Source organism: Devosia sp., from assembly GCF_028290645.1.
GTDB lineage: Bacteria > Pseudomonadota > Alphaproteobacteria > Rhizobiales > Devosiaceae > Devosia_A.
This window is the reverse complement of sequence record NZ_JAQGJL010000220.1, coordinates 1-21,508: the sequence shown is the minus strand read 5'-3', so window position 1 is coordinate 21,508 and position 21,508 is coordinate 1. Positions and strand designations below refer to the sequence as shown.

The 21,508-nt window shown below is 66.3% G+C and carries 18 protein-coding genes; 7 read left to right on the top strand and 11 right to left on the bottom strand.

The window, feature by feature from the left end; genetic code table 11:
• Positions 1 to 31 precede the first annotated feature (31 nt).
• The 6 genes from JWQ89_RS12620 to JWQ89_RS12595 are packed head-to-tail and all read right to left on the bottom strand — an operon-like array spanning position 32 to position 5,882.
• Entirely contained in the window at positions 32 to 475 is a 444-nt protein-coding gene (locus JWQ89_RS12620) for a hypothetical protein (RefSeq protein ID WP_299641534.1), read from the bottom strand.
• A gap of 10 nt (positions 476 to 485) precedes the next feature.
• Positions 486 to 1,430: a sugar ABC transporter permease gene (locus JWQ89_RS12615; protein ID WP_299641532.1), complete on the bottom strand. Its 945-nt coding sequence runs from the start codon at positions 1,428 to 1,430 to the stop codon at positions 486 to 488.
• Between the two features lie 55 nt (positions 1,431 to 1,485).
• Positions 1,486 to 2,724: an extracellular solute-binding protein gene (locus JWQ89_RS12610; protein ID WP_299641529.1), complete on the bottom strand. Its 1,239-nt coding sequence runs from the start codon at positions 2,722 to 2,724 to the stop codon at positions 1,486 to 1,488.
• Positions 2,725 to 2,761: 37 nt separating this feature from the next.
• Positions 2,762 to 3,850, bottom strand: a complete 1,089-nt coding sequence (gene ugpC, locus JWQ89_RS12605; RefSeq protein ID WP_299641527.1) for a sn-glycerol-3-phosphate ABC transporter ATP-binding protein UgpC — start codon at positions 3,848 to 3,850, stop codon at positions 2,762 to 2,764.
• A 12-nt stretch (positions 3,851 to 3,862) separates the two neighbouring features.
• Positions 3,863 to 5,086, bottom strand: coding sequence for an enolase C-terminal domain-like protein (locus JWQ89_RS12600; RefSeq protein WP_299641526.1), 1,224 nt, complete (start codon positions 5,084 to 5,086; stop codon positions 3,863 to 3,865).
• A gap of 4 nt (positions 5,087 to 5,090) precedes the next feature.
• Complete coding sequence (locus JWQ89_RS12595) at positions 5,091 to 5,882, bottom strand: SDR family oxidoreductase (protein ID WP_299641524.1); 792 nt, start codon at positions 5,880 to 5,882, stop codon at positions 5,091 to 5,093.
• A gap of 134 nt (positions 5,883 to 6,016) precedes the next feature.
• On the opposite strand from JWQ89_RS12595, the gene JWQ89_RS12590 reads away from it, so the two are divergent.
• From JWQ89_RS12590 to JWQ89_RS12580, 3 genes are read left to right on the top strand one after another with little or no spacing between them, the layout of a single operon-like run.
• Positions 6,017 to 7,111 carry a lactonase family protein gene (locus tag JWQ89_RS12590; protein WP_299641522.1) on the top strand — a complete coding sequence of 365 codons (1,095 nt, stop codon included), beginning with the start codon at positions 6,017 to 6,019 and terminating at the stop codon, positions 7,109 to 7,111.
• Between the two features lie 43 nt (positions 7,112 to 7,154).
• Complete coding sequence (locus JWQ89_RS12585; RefSeq protein ID WP_299641520.1) at positions 7,155 to 9,776, top strand: hypothetical protein; 2,622 nt, start codon at positions 7,155 to 7,157, stop codon at positions 9,774 to 9,776.
• A 23-nt stretch (positions 9,777 to 9,799) separates the two neighbouring features.
• Complete coding sequence (locus JWQ89_RS12580; RefSeq protein WP_299641518.1) at positions 9,800 to 12,430, top strand: glycoside hydrolase family 38 C-terminal domain-containing protein; 2,631 nt, start codon at positions 9,800 to 9,802, stop codon at positions 12,428 to 12,430.
• An 18-nt stretch (positions 12,431 to 12,448) separates the two neighbouring features.
• Here JWQ89_RS12580 and JWQ89_RS12575 read toward each other — a convergent pair whose 3' ends face one another.
• From JWQ89_RS12575 to otnK, 4 genes are all read right to left on the bottom strand, one after another.
• Positions 12,449 to 13,468: a hypothetical protein gene (locus tag JWQ89_RS12575; RefSeq protein ID WP_299641516.1), complete on the bottom strand. Its 1,020-nt coding sequence runs from the start codon at positions 13,466 to 13,468 to the stop codon at positions 12,449 to 12,451.
• Between the two features lie 19 nt (positions 13,469 to 13,487).
• Entirely contained in the window at positions 13,488 to 14,732 is a 1,245-nt protein-coding gene (locus tag JWQ89_RS12570; RefSeq protein WP_299641514.1) for an AGE family epimerase/isomerase, read from the bottom strand.
• A gap of 114 nt (positions 14,733 to 14,846) precedes the next feature.
• Entirely contained in the window at positions 14,847 to 15,491 is a 645-nt protein-coding gene (gene otnC / locus JWQ89_RS12565; protein ID WP_299641512.1) for a 3-oxo-tetronate 4-phosphate decarboxylase, read from the bottom strand.
• Positions 15,488 to 16,735 (bottom strand): 3-oxo-tetronate kinase, encoded by a 1,248-nt coding sequence (gene otnK, locus JWQ89_RS12560; RefSeq protein ID WP_299641508.1) that lies wholly within the window; start codon positions 16,733 to 16,735, stop codon positions 15,488 to 15,490. The genes otnC and otnK overlap by 4 nt, the downstream gene beginning before the upstream one ends.
• Positions 16,736 to 16,990: 255 nt before the next feature.
• Between otnK and JWQ89_RS12555 the strand changes: the two genes are divergently transcribed.
• From JWQ89_RS12555 to JWQ89_RS12545, 3 genes are all read left to right on the top strand, one after another.
• On the top strand, positions 16,991 to 17,917 hold the full coding sequence (locus tag JWQ89_RS12555; protein WP_299641505.1) for a 2-hydroxyacid dehydrogenase: 927 nt from the start codon (positions 16,991 to 16,993) through the stop codon (positions 17,915 to 17,917).
• Between the two features lie 205 nt (positions 17,918 to 18,122).
• Complete coding sequence (locus tag JWQ89_RS12550) at positions 18,123 to 19,601, top strand: MmgE/PrpD family protein (RefSeq protein ID WP_299641503.1); 1,479 nt, start codon at positions 18,123 to 18,125, stop codon at positions 19,599 to 19,601.
• A 14-nt stretch (positions 19,602 to 19,615) separates the two neighbouring features.
• Entirely contained in the window at positions 19,616 to 19,993 is a 378-nt protein-coding gene (locus JWQ89_RS12545; protein ID WP_299641501.1) for a non-heme iron oxygenase ferredoxin subunit, read from the top strand.
• A gap of 31 nt (positions 19,994 to 20,024) precedes the next feature.
• Here JWQ89_RS12545 and JWQ89_RS12540 read toward each other — a convergent pair whose 3' ends face one another.
• Positions 20,025 to 20,930 carry a LysR family transcriptional regulator gene (locus JWQ89_RS12540; RefSeq protein WP_299641499.1) on the bottom strand — a complete coding sequence of 302 codons (906 nt, stop codon included), beginning with the start codon at positions 20,928 to 20,930 and terminating at the stop codon, positions 20,025 to 20,027.
• Between the two features lie 140 nt (positions 20,931 to 21,070).
• Between JWQ89_RS12540 and JWQ89_RS12535 the strand changes: the two genes are divergently transcribed.
• On the top strand, positions 21,071 to 21,508 hold a 438-nt coding region (locus JWQ89_RS12535), incomplete at its 3' end, for a Rieske 2Fe-2S domain-containing protein (protein WP_299641497.1).

The window sequence follows — 21,508 nt, the reverse complement described above, 5'->3', positions numbered from 1 at the left end:
CGCTGACCTTCGCTTACATGACGCCGCTCTATTACCTGTTCGTCACCATCTTCAAGACCTCGCAGGTATTTGCCCGCAAGGGCGTGCTCGAACTGCCGGAGTCGTTGGCGCCGATCAGGTTGAGCCTCGTCATGCCGTAGGCGGCGGCAGCGGCGAAGGCGACGGCAACCGCTGCCCCGACCAGGGCATAGCTGAAGGAGTTCAGCGAGGCATTGCCCAGGTTCGCGATGCTCCATGCCTGGGCGATGTTGCCCACGATCGGGGCGAGCGATTCCGGTAGCTCGAGTACGCCCTTCTTGGCGTATTCCTCGGTGGTCTTGAACACCGTGACGAACAGGTAATAGAGCGGCGTCAGGTAGGCGATGGTGAGGACGAGGATCGGGACGACCAGCCAGCGCCCGCCGCTGCGCTGGGCGCGGCGCTCCTTGGCGATCAGCCCGTCGACGAAGGTGCGGTCGGTGATGTCCACGGCCATCGGAGCTGTCCTAGCGGATGTTTCGGGCGACGCGCGCCTGCACGACGGCGAGCAGTGCGCTGACCGTGATGACCATGGCGCCCAGCACCACGGCTACGGCCGAGCCATAGGCCCAGGCGCCGTTGGAGAAGGACTCGTAGTACATGTAGACGGCCAGCGAGAGCGTGCGCTTGCCGGGGAAGGAACTTGCCATCACCCAGAGCAGGTCGAAGGTGGTGAAGCCCGCCGCGACGTTGAGGATGGTGACGACGAGGACCGTGGGCAGCAGCAGCGGCCAGATGATGTGGCGGAAGATCTGCAAGCCCGAAGCGCCATCGACGCGCGCCGCCTCCACCGGATCCCTCGGGATGGCGGCGAGCCCCAGCAGCAGCAGCACCATGGTGATGCCGAGGGTCTGCCAGACGAAGGTGACGATCACCGAGCCAGTGATGGTTTCGGGCGAATAGAGCCAGCCGAAATCGAACTGCGAGCCCGAGATGCCCGAGATGGTGGAATTGAGCACGCCGCGCGGCGCATAGACATAGTACCAGATCGCACCTACCGCGGTCGGCGCCAGCACGCGAGGCAGGAAGAACAGGCTCTTGAAGGTTTCCTGGAACGGAATGTTGCGCAGCAGCAGCGCCAGCCCGAGACCGACCGCGAGCGGAAAGATGACCGCTCCGACCACCCAGATGGCAGTGTTGCCCAGGGCCTCCGAGAAGTACGGCACCCGGAACAGGCGCGCGTAGTTGTTGAAGCCGGCGAACTGGTCGAGGCCGGTGAACTTCTGCCACTTGGTGAAGCTCAGGATGACGTTGAACACCACCGGGGTAAGGAGGAAAAGCGTCACCATGATCACCGCCGGGGCGATGAACAGCCAGGCGATGCGCGTCTGCTGCCAGGCGACCCGACGCTCGCGCCGGCGCGCTTCCTTCAACACTTCCGGACTCAGGAGGGCCGAGGCGGTGACGAGCATGTTCTGGCTCCGCTGGCAGGGGTGCCGGCCGCGCCGAAGCGCGACCGGCGGGAGGTTACTTGCTTGCCCAGTAGTCGGCGTTGATCGCCTGCATGTCTGCCATCGACTTGGCCGCCTGTTCCGGCGTCGGATCGAACATGAAGGCGCCCATGGCGGCGACGAGATCGCCCTGGATCTGCGACGGCACGGCTTCCCACCAGCGCACCAGTGCCCTGGGCTTGGCGGCAGCCACCATGTCCTTGTTGGCCTGGATGGTGGCGTTCGGCGCAGCAGCCTTGAGGTTGCCGTTGTAGACCTGGATCTTCGAGCCCAGCTCGTTGGAGGCTTCCACGCTCATCATCGACTGGACGGCCTTGCCGAGTTCGGGATTGGCCTCGAGCGCGGCCTTCGAGACCACGATCGGGGAGGCTTCGACGATCACCGACTGCGGCACGTCGGGCGACAGCGAGGGCATCAGGAAGGTCTTGAAGTCGACGCCCGGCTTCATTCCGGCTTCGGCGAACGAGCCCGAATGCCAGTCGCCGATCAGGTACATGGCGGCGGTGCCGTCGACGAAGAACTTCTGGTCGTCCTGCTCGCGCGGATCGGTGAAGTAGCCCTTGGCGTACATGTCGCCCCAGACCTTGAACGCGTTCTGCACGGCCGGACCATCATAGGGCACCGTGCCGTCGGTCAGTCCGACAAAGGCGTCCGGATCGCCGCCCAGCACCAGCTGGCTGAACCAGATGAACGGCATCCAGCCACCCGAGGTCGGGCCGTTGAACGGGACGTAGCCCGCGGCCTTCAGCTTGTCGGCGTCGGCCATCAGTTCGTCCCAGGTCGTCGGCGGCGCCGCGATGCCGGCTTTCTCGAACGCCTTGGTATTGTAGAACACCACCCAGTTGGCGACGTTCAGCAGCACGCCGTAGGGCTTGCCCTCGACGCTGACGAGTTCGCGCTGCGCTTCGGAGTAGTCGCCGTTGGCGATGGCCGCATCCCAGTTGGCGCTGAGGTCGGCGGCAACGCCGGTAGCGACGAGGTCGCTCAGCTGGTTGCCGTTCCACCAGGTGAAGAAGGCCGGCACGTTGTTGCCGGCGATCGAGGTCTGCATGAAGGCCTGGTACTTGTCGGTCGGCGTGACGTCCTGCACCTTCACGGTGACGCCGGCGGCCTTGCCGGCGGCATCCATGACCGCCGTTATGCCGGGGTTCCATTCCGTCTTGTCCGAATAAAGGGTCAGGTCCTGCGCCTGCGCGGCGCCGACTGACAGGAGGGCGGCAAGGCCCGCCATGGTCATAGTCTTCTGTAACGACATGTCTCTCTCCCTTTTTAGTCGTTGTCGAAGCTCGGGTTCATCTGAGCAGCGAGTTCTGGTTCTGCTTGTCGAAGACGTGGACGCGGGCACCGTCGATCCGGAACTTGAGGTTCTGGTTCGGCTCGAGGGCACGGGGGTGCTGCATGCGCGCCACGATCTCGGTGTCTCCGAAATCGGCGAACAGCAGACTTTCGTTGCCGAGCATCTCGGCGAAATTGACCGCGGCGATGAAATCGGCGCCGAGTTCGGGTCGGGTGCCGTGGCCCTCCGGCACGATATCTTCGGGACGAACGCCGAGGACGACGGGCGTGCCGGCCGCAGGCAGGTTGAAGCGCCCGGGCGGCACCGGGATTTCGAGCCCGGCGGCCTTGATCACCGGGCCCGCACCGATTTCACCCGCGATGAAGTTCATCGAGGGGGAGCCCATGAAGCCGGCGACGAAAAGGTTCGCGGGCCGCTCGAACACCTCGAGCGGAGTGCCGATCTGGGCCACCCGGCCGTCGTCGAGCACGACGATCCGGTCGGCCAGCGTCATCGCCTCGACCTGGTCGTGGGTCACGAACACCACCGTCGCGCCGAGCTGGCGCTGCAGCTTCTTGATCTCGATGCGGGTCTGGTTGCGGAGCTTGGCGTCGAGGTTACTCAGCGGCTCGTCGAACAGGAACACCTGCGGTTCGCGCACCATGGCGCGCCCGATGGCGACGCGCTGGCGCTGGCCGCCGGACAGCTGGCTGGGCCGGCGATCCATATAGGGCGAGAGCCCCAGCATCGTTGCCGCCTCGGCCCGCCGGCGCTCGATCTCGGTCTTGGGCACGCCGCTGATGCGCAGCCCGAAGCCCAGGTTGTCCTTGACACTCATATGCGGATAGAGCGCGTAGGACTGGAACACCATCGAGATGCCGCGATCGCGCGAGGGCAGGTCGTTGACCAGCTTGTCGCCGATCCGGAGCTCGCCGTGCGAGATGGTCTCGAGGCCCGCGATCATCCTGAGGATGGTCGACTTGCCGCAGCCGGACGGGCCGACCAGCACCACGAACGTGCCGTCCTCGATATCGAGATCGACGCCCTTGATGGCGACGAACTCGCCGTAGATCTTGACGATGTCGCGGAGGGTGACGGTTGCCAAGGCGCGACGCTCCTATCTGCCGGCCGGATCGGCGTAGCGCATCTCGGGCTGGATCGAGTACCAGTCCGGGCGCTGCGGATCACGGTCATAGGTGTAGCCGCCGACGCGGCGGAAATGCTCGGCGTACTGGGCAAGCTTGTCTCGATCGACCTCGACGCCGAGCCCCGGGCCCTTGGGCAGCGCGATCTCGCCGTCGACATATTTCAGCTTGCCGCCGACGATGATGTCGTCGAGCAGGTGATGGTAGTGCGCGTCGGCGGCGAAGCTCATGTTGGGGAGCGCCGCGCCCAGATGCAGCATCGAGGCGAGCTGGATGCCGAGTTCCCCCGACGAATGGACGCTGGCGCCGAACTGGAACGTCTCCAGCACCTGGCCGGCCTTGTAGGCCTGCCGCAACCCGCCCCAGAACGTCGTATCGAGGAGGATCACGTCCACCGCGTCGTGCTTGATGCAGGCGGCGAGCTGCTCGAAATTCACCACCACCGTATTGGTCGCGGTGGGGATCGAGATGCGGTCCCGCAGCCGCCGCATGCCTTCGAGGCCCCAGCACGGGTCCTCGAAATAGTCGTTGCGGATATGCTCGATCCGGCTCGCCACCCAGATCGATTCCTCGACCGACCAGACACTGTTTGGGTCGAGCCGGAAGCGGTCGCCGGGAAAGGCCTCCGCCAGCGCCGAGAACACCTCGACATCATGCTCGGGGGCGAAAACGCCGCCCTTCAGCTTGTGGGTCTTGAAGCCGTGGAGCTGCTTCTGGCGCTTGGCCTCCGTGACCACCGCCTCAGCCGAGAACTCGTCGCCGAAGCCGGTCTCAGGGTTGGCGTAGCGGTAGAACAGGTAGCTCGCGAACGGGATCGACTCGCGCAGCGCGCCGCCGATCAGGTCGCAGGCGCGGATGCCGAGCGCCTTGCCGGCGACGTCCATGCAGGCCATCTCAAGCGCCGCGTGCACCTGCATGCGGGCGTTATAGAGGCTCGCCACCGGATTCATGATCTTCCAGCGCAGCTGTTCGAGCTGCAGCGGATCGTGGCCCTTGAGATAGGGCAGGAGGCCCTTGACCGCGTTCTCGGCCGTCTCGCCGCCGCCGCCCAGTTCACCCCAGCCCGAAATCCCCTCGTCGGTCACCACCTCGACGACGGTGCGGACGAACCGGCCCCAGTGGGCGCCGGCGGCGTGGCGCAGCGGCGCCTCGAGCGGGACGGCGACTGTGGTGGCCTTGATGTCGACGATCTTCATTGGGCTAGGCCTCGGCTTTCCGTGGAGCGCCGGGAATGCGGGCCAGCATGCCGCCGTCGACCCGTACGGTTTCCCCGGTCATGAAAGAAGCCTTGTCCGAGAGGAGGAAGGCGATGACTTCGGCGATCTCGCGGGGCTGAGCGCGGCGGCCGATCGGGTGCATGGCGTCGATCTCCTCGTCGAGCGCCGCGGGGTTCGGATCGAGGTTGATGGCCCAGCGCAGCATCGGGGTTTCGACCGAGCCGGGCGCGACGCCAAGAACGCGGACGCCGTTCGCCGCCTCGTCCATCGCCATGCCGGTGACCAGCCCGATGAGGCCATGCTTGGCGACCACGTAGGCCAGCGCACCCTTCTGCGCCGCCATGCCCTGCACCGAAGTGGTGAAGACGATGGCGCCCTTGTTGCGCCGCAGTTCAGGCAGCGCCGCCTTGGCGACGAGAAAGCCGCCGGTGAGATTGACGTCGAGCACTTCGGCCCAGAGTTCCGGGCTGGTGGTGACGGCATCGCCATAGCGCTGGATGCCGGCATTGTGCGAGACGCCGCAGAGCCCGCCGAAGCGGTCGACCGCGAGCTGAACAGCGGCCTCGCAGTCGGCGAGGCTGGTCACCGAGCCCACCTTGATCGCGTGCGTGCCGCCGAGCTCGCGGGCGGTAGCCTCGAGGGTGGCGCCGTCCCGGTCGAACAGCACAAGGTGCTTCCCCTCAGCGGTCAGGACCTCGGCCACGGCGCGGCCGATCCCCATCGCCGCTCCGGTCACCAGCACGGTGTTTGATGCGTTTTTTGAAGTGTCGTTCACCGACATCGTCCTCCCTTGCCAAAGATTTGTAGAGCTACCATACTAGTCGTGTCAATTGGCTTCACTCAGGGGCAAGTCCGCTGGGAAGAGTCGCCGTCAAGGCGACGCGAAGCGACAAGGAGCGGAGGCTTCACGTGCCGATCTATGCATTCACCGGGAGCCTCACGCGCCCGATGCCCCAGTATGGCGCTGCCAACGGGCAGGGCATCGGCATGCTGGAATTTGACGACGAGCGGGGCGAGCTGAAGCTGGTCGAGATGACCGGCGGCGTCGACGACACGGCCTGGCTGGTGACCGATCCCGAACGCGGTGTGCTCTACTCAACCTGCGAGATCACCGGCGCCGACCAGAGCGCCATCGCGGCTTACCGGGTCGGGGCAGGGCCCCTCACCCCTATCAACCGGCAACCCACCCTCGGCAACGAAGCGTGCCATGCCAGCCTGTCGAAGGACGGGCGTTTCCTCCTGGTCGCCAACTACAATGGCGCCAACCCCGCGGGCTACCCGGACGCGGCGCTGAGCGTGTTCCCGATCACGGCCGACGGCGCGCTTGGCGCGGCCGTCGCCAGCGTCCGCCACACCGGCAGCGGCCCCAACAAGGATCGCCAGACCACCGCCCACGCCCATTGCGTCGTCTCGACGCCCACGGGTGACGTCGTCTATGTCGCTGATCTCGGCATCGACAAGCTGGTGGCCTATGCCTTCGGCGCCGATGGCAGCCTCACCCGCCAGCCGGCCCGCGATTTCGCGCTGCCGCCCGGCCTCGGCCCGCGCCATCTCGTCTTCCATCCCGATGGCAGTGCGCTGTTCATGGTCAGCGAGCTGATCCCCACGGTGGTCAGCCTCGCCGTCGATCCGGTCACCGGTGCGCTGTCGCAGCGCGACGCCTACGCCATCCCGTCGCTCGATGGCGGCATCGTCCAACCAGCTGGTATCCTCCTCTCCCCCGATAGCCGCCACCTCTTCGTCGGCCTCCGCGTCTGCGACGAAATCCTCGGCCTCCGCATCGGCGCCGACGGCAAGCTCACCCAGACCGGCCGGTGGAAGAGCGGCGGCCGCACGCCGCGCGATTTCGCTTTCTCGCCCTCCGGCAAACACCTCGTCGTCGCCAACCAGGATTCCGACCGGCTGACCCTGTTCCGCGTCGACCACGCGGCCGGCACCCTGTCCGATCCGCTGCAGCATTTCGACATCGGCACGCCGATGTCGGTCAAACTCGCCGCCTTCTAGCGCGGCCGCCAGTCCCGACCTCCCTCCGACCCCGAGCTGTCTCATGATCAACGAAATCCTGTTCGTCCATCACAGCCACACCGACATCGGCTACACCCATCCGCAGCCGGTGGTGATGGAACTGCATCGCCGGTTCATCGACGAGGCGCTCGACATTGCCGAGGCGACCATCGACTACCCGGATGATGCGAGGTTCCGCTGGACCTGCGAGGTCACCGGCATCACCGTCGACTGGTGGAAGCATGCCACCAACACCGACCGCGACCGGTTCATGGCGGCGGTGAAGCGCGGTCAGTTCGATGTCGCCGGCATGGGCTGGCACATGACGCCGCTGATGGACCACTCGATGATCATCGACACGCTGAAGCCGCTCAAATTCTTCCGCGAGCTCGGCATCCCGGTGCGCTCGGCGATGAACACCGACGTCAACGGCCTGCCCTGGGGCGTCGTCGATGCGCTGCTCGACCACGGCATCACCGGCATCTCGATGGCCATCAACGAACACTATGGCCATGCGCTGACGCCGTGGCCGCGCGCCTTCAACTGGCAGGCGCCGGGCGGGCGCACCATCACCGGCTATAACGGCTTCATCTATGGCGTGACCTCGGACCGCAGCCTCCGCATCCCGCTCGACATGGACGATGCACGCGACCGGGTGCCGAAATGGGCGAAGCGCTGGGAGGATGGCGGCTACCCGCATCCCTTCCTGATGATGCAGATCACCAATATCCGCTATCACGACAACGGCTCGCCGCAGCCGGCGCTGCCTGATTTCATCCGCCGCTTCAACGAGGGCAACGCGCCGTCGGGCGGCATCAAGCTCCGCTTCGGCACGCTGAGCGAGTTCTTCGACCGGGTGCGGGCCCAGCCCGCCGAGACGCTGCAGACACTGCGCGGCGACTGGACCGACTGGTGGAATTTCGGCGCCGGCAGCACGGCGCACGAGACGGCGCAGACCATGCGCGGCCAGCGCGATCTCGATGCGGCGCTGGCCGCCGAATCTTGGCATCCGGGCGAAACGCCCCGTCGCCGCGCCATGCTGCACGATGTGGCCCGCAACGGGCTCGCGCTCTATGCCGAGCACACCTGGGGCGCCGACCGCTCGATCAGCCACCCCTACTCCCCCGAGACCCGGACCCAGCAGTTGCTGAAGCTCGCCACCGCCGCCGAAGGCGCCAGTGTCGCCCGCATGCTGCGCCGTGACGCTCTCGAGCAACTGGCGATCGACGCGGGTGGCGACGAGCCGCGCCTGCTGGTCTTCAACCCGCATCCGTTCCCGGTAACCCAGTCGGTGCGGCTACCCTACCTGCCGCCGCTCGCCGGCGCCCCAGATCCGAAGCGCGGCTTCGGCCTCGAGGACCTCGTGCCGTCGGGCCCGTCCTCGCACCGCATCCAGCGCCAGGACGTGGTGATGTCGGACCTGAGCGACGAACGCGCCTATTGGACGAAACCGATCTCGGTGCCGGGGCTTTCCTACGTCACCCTGCCAGCCGAGGGCGTCACCCCCGCGGCGACCGACAAGCTCAGCGCCAAGGACGGCGTGCTGTCGAACACCCGCGTCACCGTCAAGCTCGACCAGCAGTCGGGCGGCGTCACCTCGCTGACGCTCGACGGCGTCGAGTATGCGGGTGCGGCCGTGCCGAACCTCCATTTCGGCGTGCCGGTCATGGAGCGCATCTCGTCCGGCATCCGGACCGACATGTTCGACACCGTCGACATCGAGTCGCCCGATTGGCACAAGGCCTGGCACCGCGACTGGCAGGCCGAGCGCGACCAGCCGACGCTGTCCGATACACGGGCGGTCGTCGAGCGCGGCAGCGCCCAGCTCAGCCAGCATTTCGTTATGGCTAACGGCGACCGGGTCGACGTGATCTACCGGCTGCTGCCGGACGATCCGGAATTGCAGATCGAAGCAGTGGTGACCAAGCAACCGATCGGCGACGCGCACGCCATCTACCTGCCGCTGCCCACGGCACTCAAGGAGGGTTGGAGCGTCGACTACGAGACCGGCGGCGCGGTGGTGAAACTCGATGACGAGCAACTGCCCTATGCCAGCCGGCACTACATCACCACGCAGCGCTTCATCCGCATCGCCGATCGCGAGCGGGAGTTGATGGTGGCCTCCCCCGATGCGCCTTTATGGCAGATCGGCGGCTTCACCTTCGGCCGCTTCGGCGATCCCGACGGGCGGGTGGTGCGCGATCATCCGGCGCTGCTCGCCTGGCTCACCAACAACTACTGGAGCACCAACTTCCAGGCCGACCAGGGCGGCGAGATCCGCTTCCGCTTCTGGCTGCTGCCCGGTGCGACGCAGCCGCTGGGGAAATCGGCGCAAGCCGCGCTGGCCCGCTCGCAGCCACTCGCGGCGCACCTTTACGCCGAACGCGGTCCGGTGAAGTCGGAAGCGGCAACGCTGCTGAAGACCGACCTCGGCTCGCTCCTGCTGACCCGCATGGAGCCCGACGGCACGGGCGTGGCGCTGACGCTGCTCAACCCGGGCTCGGAGGCGGTCGAGGCGAGGATCGGCGCCGGGACGCTCACCCCCGCCAGGGCCGATCGCACGTCGCTCTCGGGCGAGGTGCTGGAGCCATTGCCGGCCAATGGCGAGGTGAAGGTCAGCGTCGCGCCGCGCGCCTGGACCCGCGTCGTCGTCTACCCCGCATAGCCCCAAGACGGGGGAGGAAACCGATGAGCAAGATCAAGACGATCTACATCTGCAACCACGCCCACACCGATATCGGCTTCACCGACTATCAGGAACTGGCCCTGCGCCAGCACGGCGAATTCGTCGCAGAGGCCCTCGACCTGATCGAGGCAACCGACGGCTATCCGGCGGCAGCCCAGTATCGCTGGACCATCGAGACCACCGGGCCATTCCTCAAGTACCTCAAGCAGGCCGGCAAGGGTGAGATCAGCCGGTTCCGCCACTGGCACGAGCAGGGCCGGATCGACATCGCCGGCATGCAGTACAACATGACGCCGCTGCTCAATGTCGAGCAGATGCACCGCAGCCTCTATCCGCTGCGCGCCATCCGCGACGAGTTCGGCTTCCATGTCGAGGCGGCGATGCAGGACGACGTCAACGGCGTCTCCTGGCTCTATGCCGACCTGATGCACGACCTCGGCATCAAGTTCTACACGGCGGCGATCAACCCGATCCGCGGCGCCCGGCCAAAGCCCTTCCCCGGCGCCTTCCGCTGGGAAGGCCCGAGCGGCAAGCAGGTGCTGGCCTGGAACGGCTACCATTACCTGTTCGGCCGCAGCCAGGCGGGGCTGGGCAACTGGGACCTCGTCGACCGGCTGCTGCCGCGCTGGATCGACGAGCTCGAGAACGACCCGAGCTACCCCTTCGATTTCCTCTACTGCGAGTCGACCCATCCGGTGCGCGTCGACAACGGACCGCCCGATGCGCGCATGCCGGATTTCGTCAAACGCTGGAATGAAGAGCGCACCAACGTTCAGATGGCGTTCATCACTGTGACAGACTTCGGGCGCTTGTTGGACAGCAATTATGACCAGGTCATCGGCACGCAGCGCGGTGACTGGACCGACCACTGGGCCGACGGCGTCGGTTCCTCGGCCTTCGAGGTCGGCGTCAACCGCGCCGCCCACGAGATCGTCGGCATCGGCGAAAGCCTCGAGGCCTGGCGCCGCAGCAAAGGCCAGAGCGGCTGGAATTCTGAAAGAGCTGCAAGCACTTACGAGGCGATGACGCTGTTCGACGAGCACACCTGGGGCGCCTATTCCTCGGTGGAAGCACCGCATTCACTGTTCAGCCAGGCGCAATGGAACCGCAAGGCCGGCTTCGCCTACACCGCCGCAATGGAAGGCCACGGCTCCGTCGCCAAGGCCGCGAACGCCCTGGCCGCCCCCCTCGGCACCAAGGGCCCCGAAGGCATCTTCAACCTCGGCAACCTCGATCCCAGGGAAGCCTTCAAGCCCTCCGGTATCGACCAAGTCCTTGTTTTCAATACGCTTCCGTGGGAGCGCAAGGTCATCGTCGAGGAGCCCGAGCCACGCGGCGGCGCCGCCCCGGTGGGGATGCTCGACACCTTCTTCAACCGCCGCAGCAGCTGGGGCGGGCCACGCCCCTATCCCGAGATTCGCCGCGTCGCCGGCACGCTCCCGCCGATGGGCTACGCCTTCCTCGACCTGAAGCAGGGCGTCCCAGCCGCCGACCTCAAGGCCAGCGGCGACACCATCGAGAACAGCCACTATCGCCTGCGGATCGACCGCAATACCGGGGCTATCGCCGAGTTCTACGAGAAGGCGCAAGGGCATGATTTCGCTGGTAAATACCGGGGCTGGGTTCCCGGCGAATACGTCTACGAGACGGTCGACTCGCCCGACGACCGGCTGGCCATCGCCGACATCAGCTTCGACAAGCCGGAATTCTTCACCGGCCACAAGGACACCCCCTGGCGGCGCGAAACGGCAACGAAGGTGACGCTCGACAACGCCAAGATCTTCGAAGGCCGCGCCTCGATCACCGTCCACATCGAGGCCCCCGGCGTCTCGGCCGCAAGCGTCGTCTATGCGCTCGACGCCGACACCAAGGCAGTAGTCGTCGACTGGAGCATCGACAAACTCGAGCATCCCGGGGCGGAGGCCGTGTTCATCGCGTTCCCATTCAACCTCGATGCGGCGAACTTCATGCTGGACCTCAACGGCATCCCCGCGGTGCCGAACAAGGACCAGCTCGATGGCGCCGCCAAGGACTGGTACCCGGTCGGGCGCTGGGTCGATGTCAGCGACGGCGAGCGCGGCGTCACAGTCGTGCCGCTCGACGCGCCGCTGGCGCATCTGGGCGGCATCACCACCGGCAAGTGGGATCGGACGCTCCATCCCGAGGGTCCGACGATCATGAGCTGGGCCCTCAACAACCACTGGCTGGTGAACTTCAAATCCAGCCAGAGCGGCCGCATCCCGCTGCGCTACCGGCTGGTGACGCATGCCGGTCCGGTCGATCCCGCAGCGGCAACGCGCTTTGCCGCCGAGATGGCGGTGCCACCCGTCGCCATGCGCGACATCGCGCCGGCCGGCAAGATGTCCGACAGCTTCTTTTCCACCGACAGCAAGGCGCCCGTGCTGGTCGCCGCCAAGCCAGGCGAGGACGAGGGCTGGGTGGCGCTGCGGCTGCAGAACCTCTCCGACGGAAAGGCGACCCAGACCGTGACCTTCACCGGCAAGCCGGCCGCCGCTCGCAGTGCCGACCCGATCGAGCATCCGGGCAGCGCATTACCGCTTGATGGCAACTCCTTGAGCATCGAACTGGAGCCGCGGGAAATCCGCACCGTCCTCGTGCGGTTTGCTCGCTAACCTGGCGCCCGTCGGAATTCAGAGGATTTCCGCGGGCTCCACCGCGATGCGATAGCGGGTGACGAACTGCTCGCCGGCGCGAAACTGTCGCACGGTCGGCGTGCCGCGCCGCGAGATCGGGTTGTCGGCAGCCGAAATCTGCGGCCCCAGATCGAATGCCGAGCAGATCGGCTCGAGCCCGAGCGCCAGGTGCCGGCCGTTCCACGGCGCGAACCGGCGTCCGCGGTTCGAGAACCAGAGCAGCGCGCTCGGATAGTGGTCGCGGTTCCAGCTGAGCCGCACGCGATAGCCTTCGGCGCTGTTCCACAGCGACGCCAGGCCCGGCATATCGAGAAGCTGCACCAACTCCTCGGTCGCCGAGGCGAGGGGCACCCGCGAGACATCGAGACGGCCGCCATCCTCCAAGGGCACGTCGTGCCATGGCTTGAGCATCACGCCCTGCTGGAAGATCGAGGAGGCGTCGACGGGACCGGGGAAGGTCATGCCGGCGGTCGTCGGGGCGACCTCGATGCGCATGGCGCCGGGCCGGGGCGGCAGCCGGAACGAGGGATGGAGGCCGATCGGCAGGACGCAGTCGGCGCGCACGTCGATCGCGAGTTCGAAGTCGAGTGCCGCGGCAGCGGGATCGGGGGTGACGCGCCGGGTGAGCCCGCGGATCGGGTGGTCGGACGGATAGGCGATCATCAGGGCGATGCTGCCGCCGTCGGCGGCCTCGAACTGCCAGTCATTGTTGGAGCTGAAGCCGTGCGGCAGCGGATCGACGGCGCCGGCCGCGGTCGATCCCGGCCAGTTGCCCTCAGCCGGCCGGTCGGCGTCGGCCCCGAACGGCACGCAGGGCCATTCGCCGCGCAGCCGTCGGAGGATCGCCGGGACGTCCTCACCGCCGGGCTCGTCCGCCCACGGCGCGATCTGGAACGGCGCCACCTGCCGGCCATCGGGCAGCACGAACAGTGTCGGCCCCAGCATGCCGCCGAGGCTTTCGACGCTGACCACGCCATGCTGCCACACCAGCGAGCGCGCTTCGCCCAGCTTGGTCATGCTGTTCCCCCCGGTGTCCTCAGGGCTTGGCGCTGGCCTCGGTCACCAGCGCCCTGGTGAGGCTGCCAGTCGAGGGATAAAGCGGAATGAGGCAGGCCTGCAGGGCGTGGTAGATGTCGGCCTTGCCGACGAACAGGGTGTGGCTGGGACGCATGTCCTCGGTCAGCTCCTCGTGCCAGCCGCCATGCTCCTCATCGAGGAAATGTCGGGCAATGACGTCCCAGATGTTGCGGTACCACTGCTCGTGGAAGGCGCTGGGCCGGTGGTCCGAGAGGAATGCCGCGGCGCCCACCCCTTCGCTCACCGGCCACCACAGCTTGTTCCGCATGTCGGGCTGGTCGCTCCAGTCGAGGTTGTAGAAGAAGCCGCCCTTGTCCTTGTCCCAGCCGATGTCGATGGCGCGGGCGAACAGGGCCTCGGCCGCGTCCGGCATCCAGTCGATCCGCCTGCCGCCGAGGGCCCAGAGTTGCAGCAGGAGGCGCGACCATTCCAGCCAATGGCCCGGCGTCGTCCCCGGGGGCCGGAACATCCGGTCGCCGAGATAGGCCTTGTCGAGCATCCATTCGCCGTCGAAGTGCTCGGCGACGCGATAGCCGTTCTCCGCCGCGCGGCGGTGGATGATCAGCTCCGCGATGCGCTCGGCCTTATCGAGATAGCTCTGCTCGCCTGTCGCCTCGAACGCCGCCATCAGCGCCTCGGTGAGGTGCATGTTGGAGTTCTGCCCATGATAGGGCGCGATCGGCGACCAGTCGGCGTTGAACTCCTCGGCGATGGCGCCGAAGCGTTCTTCCCAGAACCTCGTGTCGAGAATTTCGGTGACGTCGGCCAGCATCCGGTCGGCGAGCGGGTGCCCAACCAGCTTGGCGCTCGACGATGCGAGGAGGACGAAGGCATGGCCGTAGCCCTGCTTGCGCGAGTCGCGAGGACCGTTGTCGTCGACGGTCCAGAAGTAGCCGCCGTGCTGGGCATCGCGGTGCCGGTTCCACAGGAACTGCATGCCGTGATCGACGATGAGATCGGAGCCTGGCCGCCCCAGGAGGCTCCCGATGGCGAAACAATGGACCATGCGCGCCGTGCTGTGGATGCCGCGCACCGGATTGTCCGGGTTGATCGGCTGGCCGGTCACATCGAGATCGAAGAAGCCGCCCCTGGGGTTGAAGCTTCGGTTCTGGAAAAACCCGAACAGGGCGTCGGCCTGATCCATCAGCCACCGCCGGTGGTACGGCCGCTTGCGCCAGGGTTGGTAGGAAGTATCGGCTTGCATGTGTACAGCCCCCCTCTCGTACACATTCTGTAGCGGCCCTTTTTCAATAGGGCCAGACAGTCAGTCGGCTTTTAGGCTCCGGCGAAGCGGGGGTCGTAGAGTTATCGGCCGGCGCTAGCCTTTGCGCCTCAGCTTTTCGGCCTGTTCGGCGGTGAGCGGCCGGATCGGGCGACCGTCCAGCATCAGGAACAGCCGTGCCGTTTCTTCCAGCTCTTCGGTGGCATACTGGGCGTCGCGCAGCGTAGCACCCGATACCACCGGCCCATGGTTGGCCAGCAGCACTGCGTGGTGCTTGCCGGCCTCTGCCTTGACGGCGAGGGCCAGATCCTGGTCGCCGGGCGCGAAATAGGGGATGAGCGGCAGCCTTCCCACGCGCATCACATAATAGGCGGTGAGCGGTGGCAGCACGTCCCTCGGGTCGGCATCGGCCAGCACGCTGACCGCCACCGCATGGGTCGAGTGCAGGTGCACCACGGCGTGGTCGGCGCTGCGCTCGCAATACATGCAGGAATGGAGGAATGCTTCCTTGGTCGGCTTGTCGCCCGAGATGTACTTGCCATCCGCATCGGTCAGCGACAGCCGCCCGGGATCGAGATCGCCCAGCGAGGCGTTGGTGGGGGTCATCAGCAGCGTGCCGTCGGAAAGCCGAACGCTGATATTCCCGGTCGAGCCGGCGGTAAGACCGCGATCGAAGATCGACTTGCCGACCTTGGCGATGAGATCGCGCTGTCGCGTTGCTTCCGAAAGGATTTCGGTCATGCAACCAGATCCCACGCCTTGATGAAGAAATCCTCGGTACCGAAGTTGCCCGATTTGAGCGCCAGAGCGATGGGCTTGCCGGCGCCGCGCGTCAATGTCCAGGGCACGCCCGGATCGATCTCGGGCCCGATGCCGAGCGCCTCGACCTTGAGCGCGTTGACCACGGCCCCGGAGGTTTCCCCGCCCGCAACGAGGAAGCGCGTGACGCCGCGGTTGAGGAGTTCGCGGGCGACGGCGCCGAGGAAATGCTCGACCACCTCGCCGGATTCGGCGCGGCCGAGTTGGCCCTGCACCCTGGCCACGGCATCGGGATCGGCACTCGAATAGATCAGCGGCGCGCGCCCGGCAGGCGCCGCCAGCACGAAATCGACGGCATCGGAAACTTTCAGTGCGCCCGACACGATCGCCATCGGGTCGATCTGCAGCGCCGGGGTGCCGGCAGCGAGCGCGGTTTCGATCTGCTTGCGCGTGGCGAGCGAACACGACCCGGCCAGCATCACCGAGCGGCCCGGCGCGGGCGTGATTGCCGTGGGCGCAGCGGCCGCGCCGGCGGTGCGGAAATTGTCGGGCAGGCCCAGCGCGATGCCCGAGCCCCCGGTGACCAGCTTGAGCGAGCGCACGGCGCGGCCGATGGCTCTGAGGTCGCTCTCGGTGATGGCATCGACGATCCCGATGCCCTCGAGCCCGGCGATGGCGCGCTCCAGCGTCTCCGGTGCGCCGATGACCGCGTCGTGAGCAATGAGCGAGACCGGACGCCTCGTCTGGCGCTGCAGCACCCGCACCAGGTTGGCATCCTGCATCGGGGTCAGCGGATGGTTGCGCATGCTCGATTCCGACAGCAGCACGTCGCCGACGAACAGATGCCCCTTGTAAATCGTGCGCTTGTTGGCGGGGAAGGCAGGGCAAGCAATGGTGCGGGTCTCGCCGAGCAGATCAAGCAAGGCATCCGTCACCGGACCAATATTCCCCTCGTCGGTCGAATCAAAGGTCGAGCAATACTTGAAGAACAACTGCCGGGCGCCAGCGGCGAGCAAAGCGCGGGCCGAAGCCACCGATTGCGCTACGGCTTCGGCGGCGGGAATGGTGCGCGATTTGAGCGCCACCACCACTGCTTCAGCGTCGCCGAATTCGATGCCCTCGCGAGGCACGCCGACCACCTGCAACACCCTCATGCCGCCCCGCGACAGCATCAGCGCCAGGTCGGTGGCTCCGGTCAGATCGTCCGCGACAGCGCCGATGAACATGATGAATTCTCGTGCAAAAACATGGAGTTACTCGGTCCAAGCAAGGGGAGCGCCGGGCGGTCGCGGTGTGCGAGGGCGTGCCGGTTCTTGCACACAAGCTTGCGCCTGAACAGAGCAAAGTCTGCGTCGCTTGCTCGCCGCTGCCCTCCCGGTGGGTGCCTTGCGGAGCGTGTGGACACCGGCGAAGCGACCCGCTAAACGCTGGCGCCGTTTTTGGCGCGATCTATTTCCGGATTGCCAGACGAGGAGAGTTCAATGCTGCCCGATGTGCTGATTACCCAGCCGCAGCCCAAGAGTTGTGTCGATGCCCTGAGGCAGCATTTCACCGTGCACACGCTGGTCGGGGCAACCGATCCCGAAGCGGTGCTGGCCGAGATCGGTGATCGGGTTCGCGGCATCGCCGGGGGCAAGGTCACAGGTGCGATGATCGGCAGGCTGCCCAGGCTCGAGATCATCGCGGCGTCCGGCGCCGGCACCGATTCCATCGATGTGGCGACCGCCCGGACCCGCGGCATTCGCGTCACCAACACCCCCGATGTGCTGAACGATGCGGTGGCTGAAATCACCATCGGCCTCATGGTTGCGCTGTCGCGGCGCCTGCCCCAGTCGGATCGTTTCATTCGCACCGGCGAATGGCTCAAGGGCCAGTTCCCGCTGGGTCGCGAGATTGGCGGCAAGACGCTCGGCATCCTGGGCCTCGGCGGCATCGGCAAGGAGATCGCCCGGCGCGCCGAGGCGATGAAAATGAACGTGATCTATTTCGGCCGCACCGAGCAGCCCGTGCCCTATCGCTACTACGCCGATCTCGTTGCCATGGCGCGGGCCGCCGAGTGGCTGGTGGTGATCGCGCCCGGCGGCAAGGCGACCGAAAAGATCGTATCCCGCGAGGTGCTTGAAGCGCTCGGGCCGAACGGCATGCTGGTCAACGTGGCGCGCGGTTCGCTGGTCGACCAGGAGGCGCTGGTCGACCTGCTGGTTGCGGGCGGGCTGGGGGGCGCCGCGCTCGATGTGTTCGACAAGGAGCCCGGCGTGCCCGAGGCCCTCCTCAGCCTCGACAACGTCGTGCTCTCGCCCCACCAGGGCGGCCGTACGGTCGAGAGTCGCGAGGCAGTGGGGGCCATCGTGGTCGAAAACCTCGTCGCCCACTTTGCCGGCAAGCCCCTGTTCAGCCCGGTCGCCTGAACCTTTCGCGATCCGCATGGCCGGGCGACATGCCAGCAATGATGTTGCTGCGCGAATAAATCGTCCGGCCATTGATATTGGACACACGTGGTTGGCTCGGGTAGCCCCACAAACCTCAACAGGTCGGTGGCGGATTGGAAGTCCGCGTCGGGAGTTGCCATTAGGGCAGCACGCGCAGGGCGACCACAACTAGAGGTTTTAAGGGATGTCGACAGCAAACAACGTCGTCTACAGGGACGAAATCGCGGAGCTCCTGGCTGAATTCACCGTCACCGTGTCCGGTGAACTGAGTGACACCACCCGCCATGCAGCCAAGCGCGCCCTGAGCGACTCCGTTGCGGTGGCGCTCGGCGCCCTCGACCACCCGGCCTCCCACATTGCCCGCAAGTTCGCCGCCCAGTTCGCCACGCCGACCGGCGACGTCATCTGGGGCACCTCGATGCGCGCCAATCCCGATCTGGCCGCGCTGGTCAACGGATCGCTGCTGCGCTGCTTCGACTACAACGACTTCTTCGTGGGCGAGCGCAATTCCGGCCATCCCTCCGACATGACCGCCGGCGTCATCGCCGCGGCCGAGTGGGCCAATGTGTCGGGTGAAAAGCTGCTGGTGGCGCTGTCCGTCGGCTATGAAGTCGTCGGCGCCGTGTTCGACGCCTTCTCCACCGCTCCGGGCGGCTGGGACTACACCAACCTGACCGGCATCGGCGCCTGCGCCGCCATTGCCCGCGTGCTGGAACTCGACGTTGCCCAGGCCCGCGAGGCCTTCGGCATGACGGTCACCTCGCACTACGCGAGCGATGAAGTCGAATCCTGCGAGCTCAACAATCGCGGCGACCTGACGCTGTGGAAGCGCTTCAATGGATCGGACGCCGTGCGCAACGCGCTGCAGGCGTGCTTCATGGCCAAGGCGGGCGTCGAGAGCGTCGTGCGTCCGTTCACCGGTTACAATGGCTTTGTCGCCAAGCTGCAGAACAAGCACGACCCGCTCCCCATACTGCAGAAGCGTCTGGGCAAGGGCGTGCAGCTGTCGCGCATCGCCGGCACCTACATGAAGCTGTGGCCGGTCGGGTCGGTCGGCCAGAGTGCCATCCGTGCCGCGCTGGAGGCCCGTTCGCAGGTTTCGGACGTGTCGAGGATCAAGCAGGTCCGCGTCTATTCCGAGGAAGGCGCCTACGACCACATGGTGACCATCCGCCAGGATGCCTATCACCCGATCTCGCGCGAGACCGCCGACCATTCGATGCCCTACATCGTGGGCGCTGCGGTGCTCGACGGCGAGATCAGCGTCGACAGCTTCGACCTTGAAAAGGTGCTGAACCCCGACCGCGCACGCTTCATCGCCGAGCAGGTCAAGGTCGTCCCGGCGCCGGAGCTTGGCACCATTGCCAGCGGCAAGCTGGCGCGCGCCGCGGCAGGCTATCTGTCGCGCGTCGAGATCGAGCTTGAGGACGGCACTGTCGTCCATGGCGAGGCCAAGCCCTTCCCCGGCCACCCGCGCAGCCCGTTCTCGGATGCCGACATCGCCCAGAAGGTGACCGTCAACGCGCTGCCCTTCGCCGGACAGGAAGTGACCGATCGCATCATCGCTACCCTTGGGCGCTTCGAGCAACTGGCCAGCGTGCGCGACTTCACCGAAATCCTGGCCTTCGAATGGGTGGCCAAAAAGGTCAGCGCTGCGGCGTAACGCGGGTTTGAAAGATGGATGGCACAGCTGTCTGGGAGGGTTCTGAACTGGAGATCGTGGCTGTGCCGACCGAGGGCGTCCTGACGCGCCTGTGCGAAGTGTCCGACGTCAGCGAGGACCTTCCGTTCCGCGCCGAGGTCGACACTGTCGGCTATGCGGTCTTCCAGGTGGGCGAACTCTATTTCGTGACCGCCGATCTCTGCTCCCACGGGCCGGGATATCTGTCGGAGGGCTACGCCGAGGGCTGCGAAGTGGAGTGTCCCTTCCATCAGGGGCGCTTCGACCTCAGGACCGGAGTGCCGACCTCGCCGCCCTGCGAGGTGCCGATTTCGGTCTGGACCCCGGTGGTCCGCGACGGCGGCATCTATATAGACATCGCCAATCCCAACTAGCCGTGATGAAAGGGCTCCCTCGCGGGGGCCCTTATTTCTTGCCCCCGTTGATGGCGGGGAAGCCGGCGATAAAATGGTCGCGCAATGGGTTGCTCGCGGCCTTGTTATAGACCAGCACGATGCGGCTGCGCGCATCGGTATCGCTCAGCTCCCGCCACACCACGTCGTGCACCTTTATGCTCTGCAGCGCCTCGGGCGCGATGGTTATGCCCACGCCGGCGGCAACAAGGCCGAGCGTGGTCGTCGCTTCGCTCGTTTCCTGCGTGACGTTGGGGGTGAACCCGGCCTCGGCGCACATGGTGAAGACCTGCTCGAAGAACCCGGTGCCGCTGCCGCGTGGCCTGAGCACGAAGCGTTCGGCGCGCAGTGCCTTGATCGGAATCGGGCCCTCGGTCCTCGCAAGCGGATGATCGATCGGCAGCACCGCCATCAACCGGTCTTCATACACCGGGACGGCGGTGACGGTGCTTGGCATCACCGTCTGGATCGAAGGGCGCGTGAACCCGACATCGACCGTGTTGAGCAGGACATCGTCGATGATCTCGACCGATGGCTTGATCTTGAGTTCGAGATGCACGTCGGGCAGCGCCAGGCGAAAGGCGCGCACGGCGCGGGTGAACACATCGACCAGCGGCACCGAGGTGATGAAGGTGAGTCGCAGCGTCCCCAACTCGCCTCGGGCGGCGCGCTTGGCGGTGTCGACGGCCCGGGAAGCCTGCATAAGCGCCATGCGCGCTTCCTGCAGGAACAGTTCACCGACCGGGGTCAGTTCCACCTTGCGACGGGTGCGCTTCAGCAGCACCACGCCCAGCTCGCGCTCGATCGCCTGAATCTGGAGGCTGAGCGGCGGCTGCCCGATATGCAGGCGTTCCGCGGCGCGCGTGAAGTGCAGTTCCTCGGCGACCGCGACAAAATACCGGAATTGACGCAGCTCCAACTTATTGCTCCAGTCACATAATAGCATCCGCAATTGATATTGGACGCTATATGAGCGCGGTGTCAACGTCACCGTCAACGTAGCGGGTTGGCTCACCCCTCCGCTCGACGGTGCAGCATTGCTTTGTAAGGACACACGCCATGATCTCGGCTGAGCAGAACGAATATCTGTGTCGTACCGGTCCGGGTACGCCGATGGGCGACATGTTTCGGCGCTACTGGATTCCGGCCCTGATGGCCACCGAGTTGCCGGGTCCCGATTGCCCGCCGGTGCGCGTCTCGCTGCTGTCCGAGCGGCTGATCGCCTTCCGCGATACCTCGGGCAAGATCGGCCTGATGGACGAGTTCTGCGCCCATCGCGGCGTCTCGCTGTGGTTCGGCCGGAACGAAGAGGGTGGCCTGCGCTGCCCCTATCATGGCTGGAAATACGACACGACCGGCCAGTGCATCGAGGTGCCGTCCGAGCCGGTGTCGTCCGGCTTTTGCCAGAAGATCAAGCTCAAGTCCTACCCTTGCGTCGAGCTGGGCGGCGTCATCTGGACCTATATGGGCCCGGAAGCCGAAAAGCCCGAGCTCCCG

Coding starts and splice junctions, on each gene's coding strand:
- otnK (WP_299641508.1), bottom strand. CDS start 16,735: ATGTTCATCGGCGCTGTCGCGGACGATCTGACCGGAGCCACCGACCTG.
- JWQ89_RS12585 (WP_299641520.1), top strand. CDS start 7,155: ATGATCAACGAAATCCTGTTCGTCCATCACAGCCACACCGACATCGGC.
- JWQ89_RS12555 (WP_299641505.1), top strand. CDS start 16,991: ATGCTGCCCGATGTGCTGATTACCCAGCCGCAGCCCAAGAGTTGTGTC.
- JWQ89_RS12545 (WP_299641501.1), top strand. CDS start 19,616: ATGGATGGCACAGCTGTCTGGGAGGGTTCTGAACTGGAGATCGTGGCT.
- JWQ89_RS12600 (WP_299641526.1), bottom strand. CDS start 5,086: ATGAAGATCGTCGACATCAAGGCCACCACAGTCGCCGTCCCGCTCGAG.
- JWQ89_RS12575 (WP_299641516.1), bottom strand. CDS start 13,468: ATGACCAAGCTGGGCGAAGCGCGCTCGCTGGTGTGGCAGCATGGCGTG.
- JWQ89_RS12580 (WP_299641518.1), top strand. CDS start 9,800: ATGAGCAAGATCAAGACGATCTACATCTGCAACCACGCCCACACCGAT.
- JWQ89_RS12610 (WP_299641529.1), bottom strand. CDS start 2,724: ATGTCGTTACAGAAGACTATGACCATGGCGGGCCTTGCCGCCCTCCTG.
- otnC (WP_299641512.1), bottom strand. CDS start 15,491: ATGACCGAAATCCTTTCGGAAGCAACGCGACAGCGCGATCTCATCGCC.
- JWQ89_RS12570 (WP_299641514.1), bottom strand. CDS start 14,732: ATGCAAGCCGATACTTCCTACCAACCCTGGCGCAAGCGGCCGTACCAC.
- JWQ89_RS12550 (WP_299641503.1), top strand. CDS start 18,123: ATGTCGACAGCAAACAACGTCGTCTACAGGGACGAAATCGCGGAGCTC.
- JWQ89_RS12620 (WP_299641534.1), bottom strand. CDS start 475: ATGGCCGTGGACATCACCGACCGCACCTTCGTCGACGGGCTGATCGCC.
- JWQ89_RS12615 (WP_299641532.1), bottom strand. CDS start 1,430: ATGCTCGTCACCGCCTCGGCCCTCCTGAGTCCGGAAGTGTTGAAGGAA.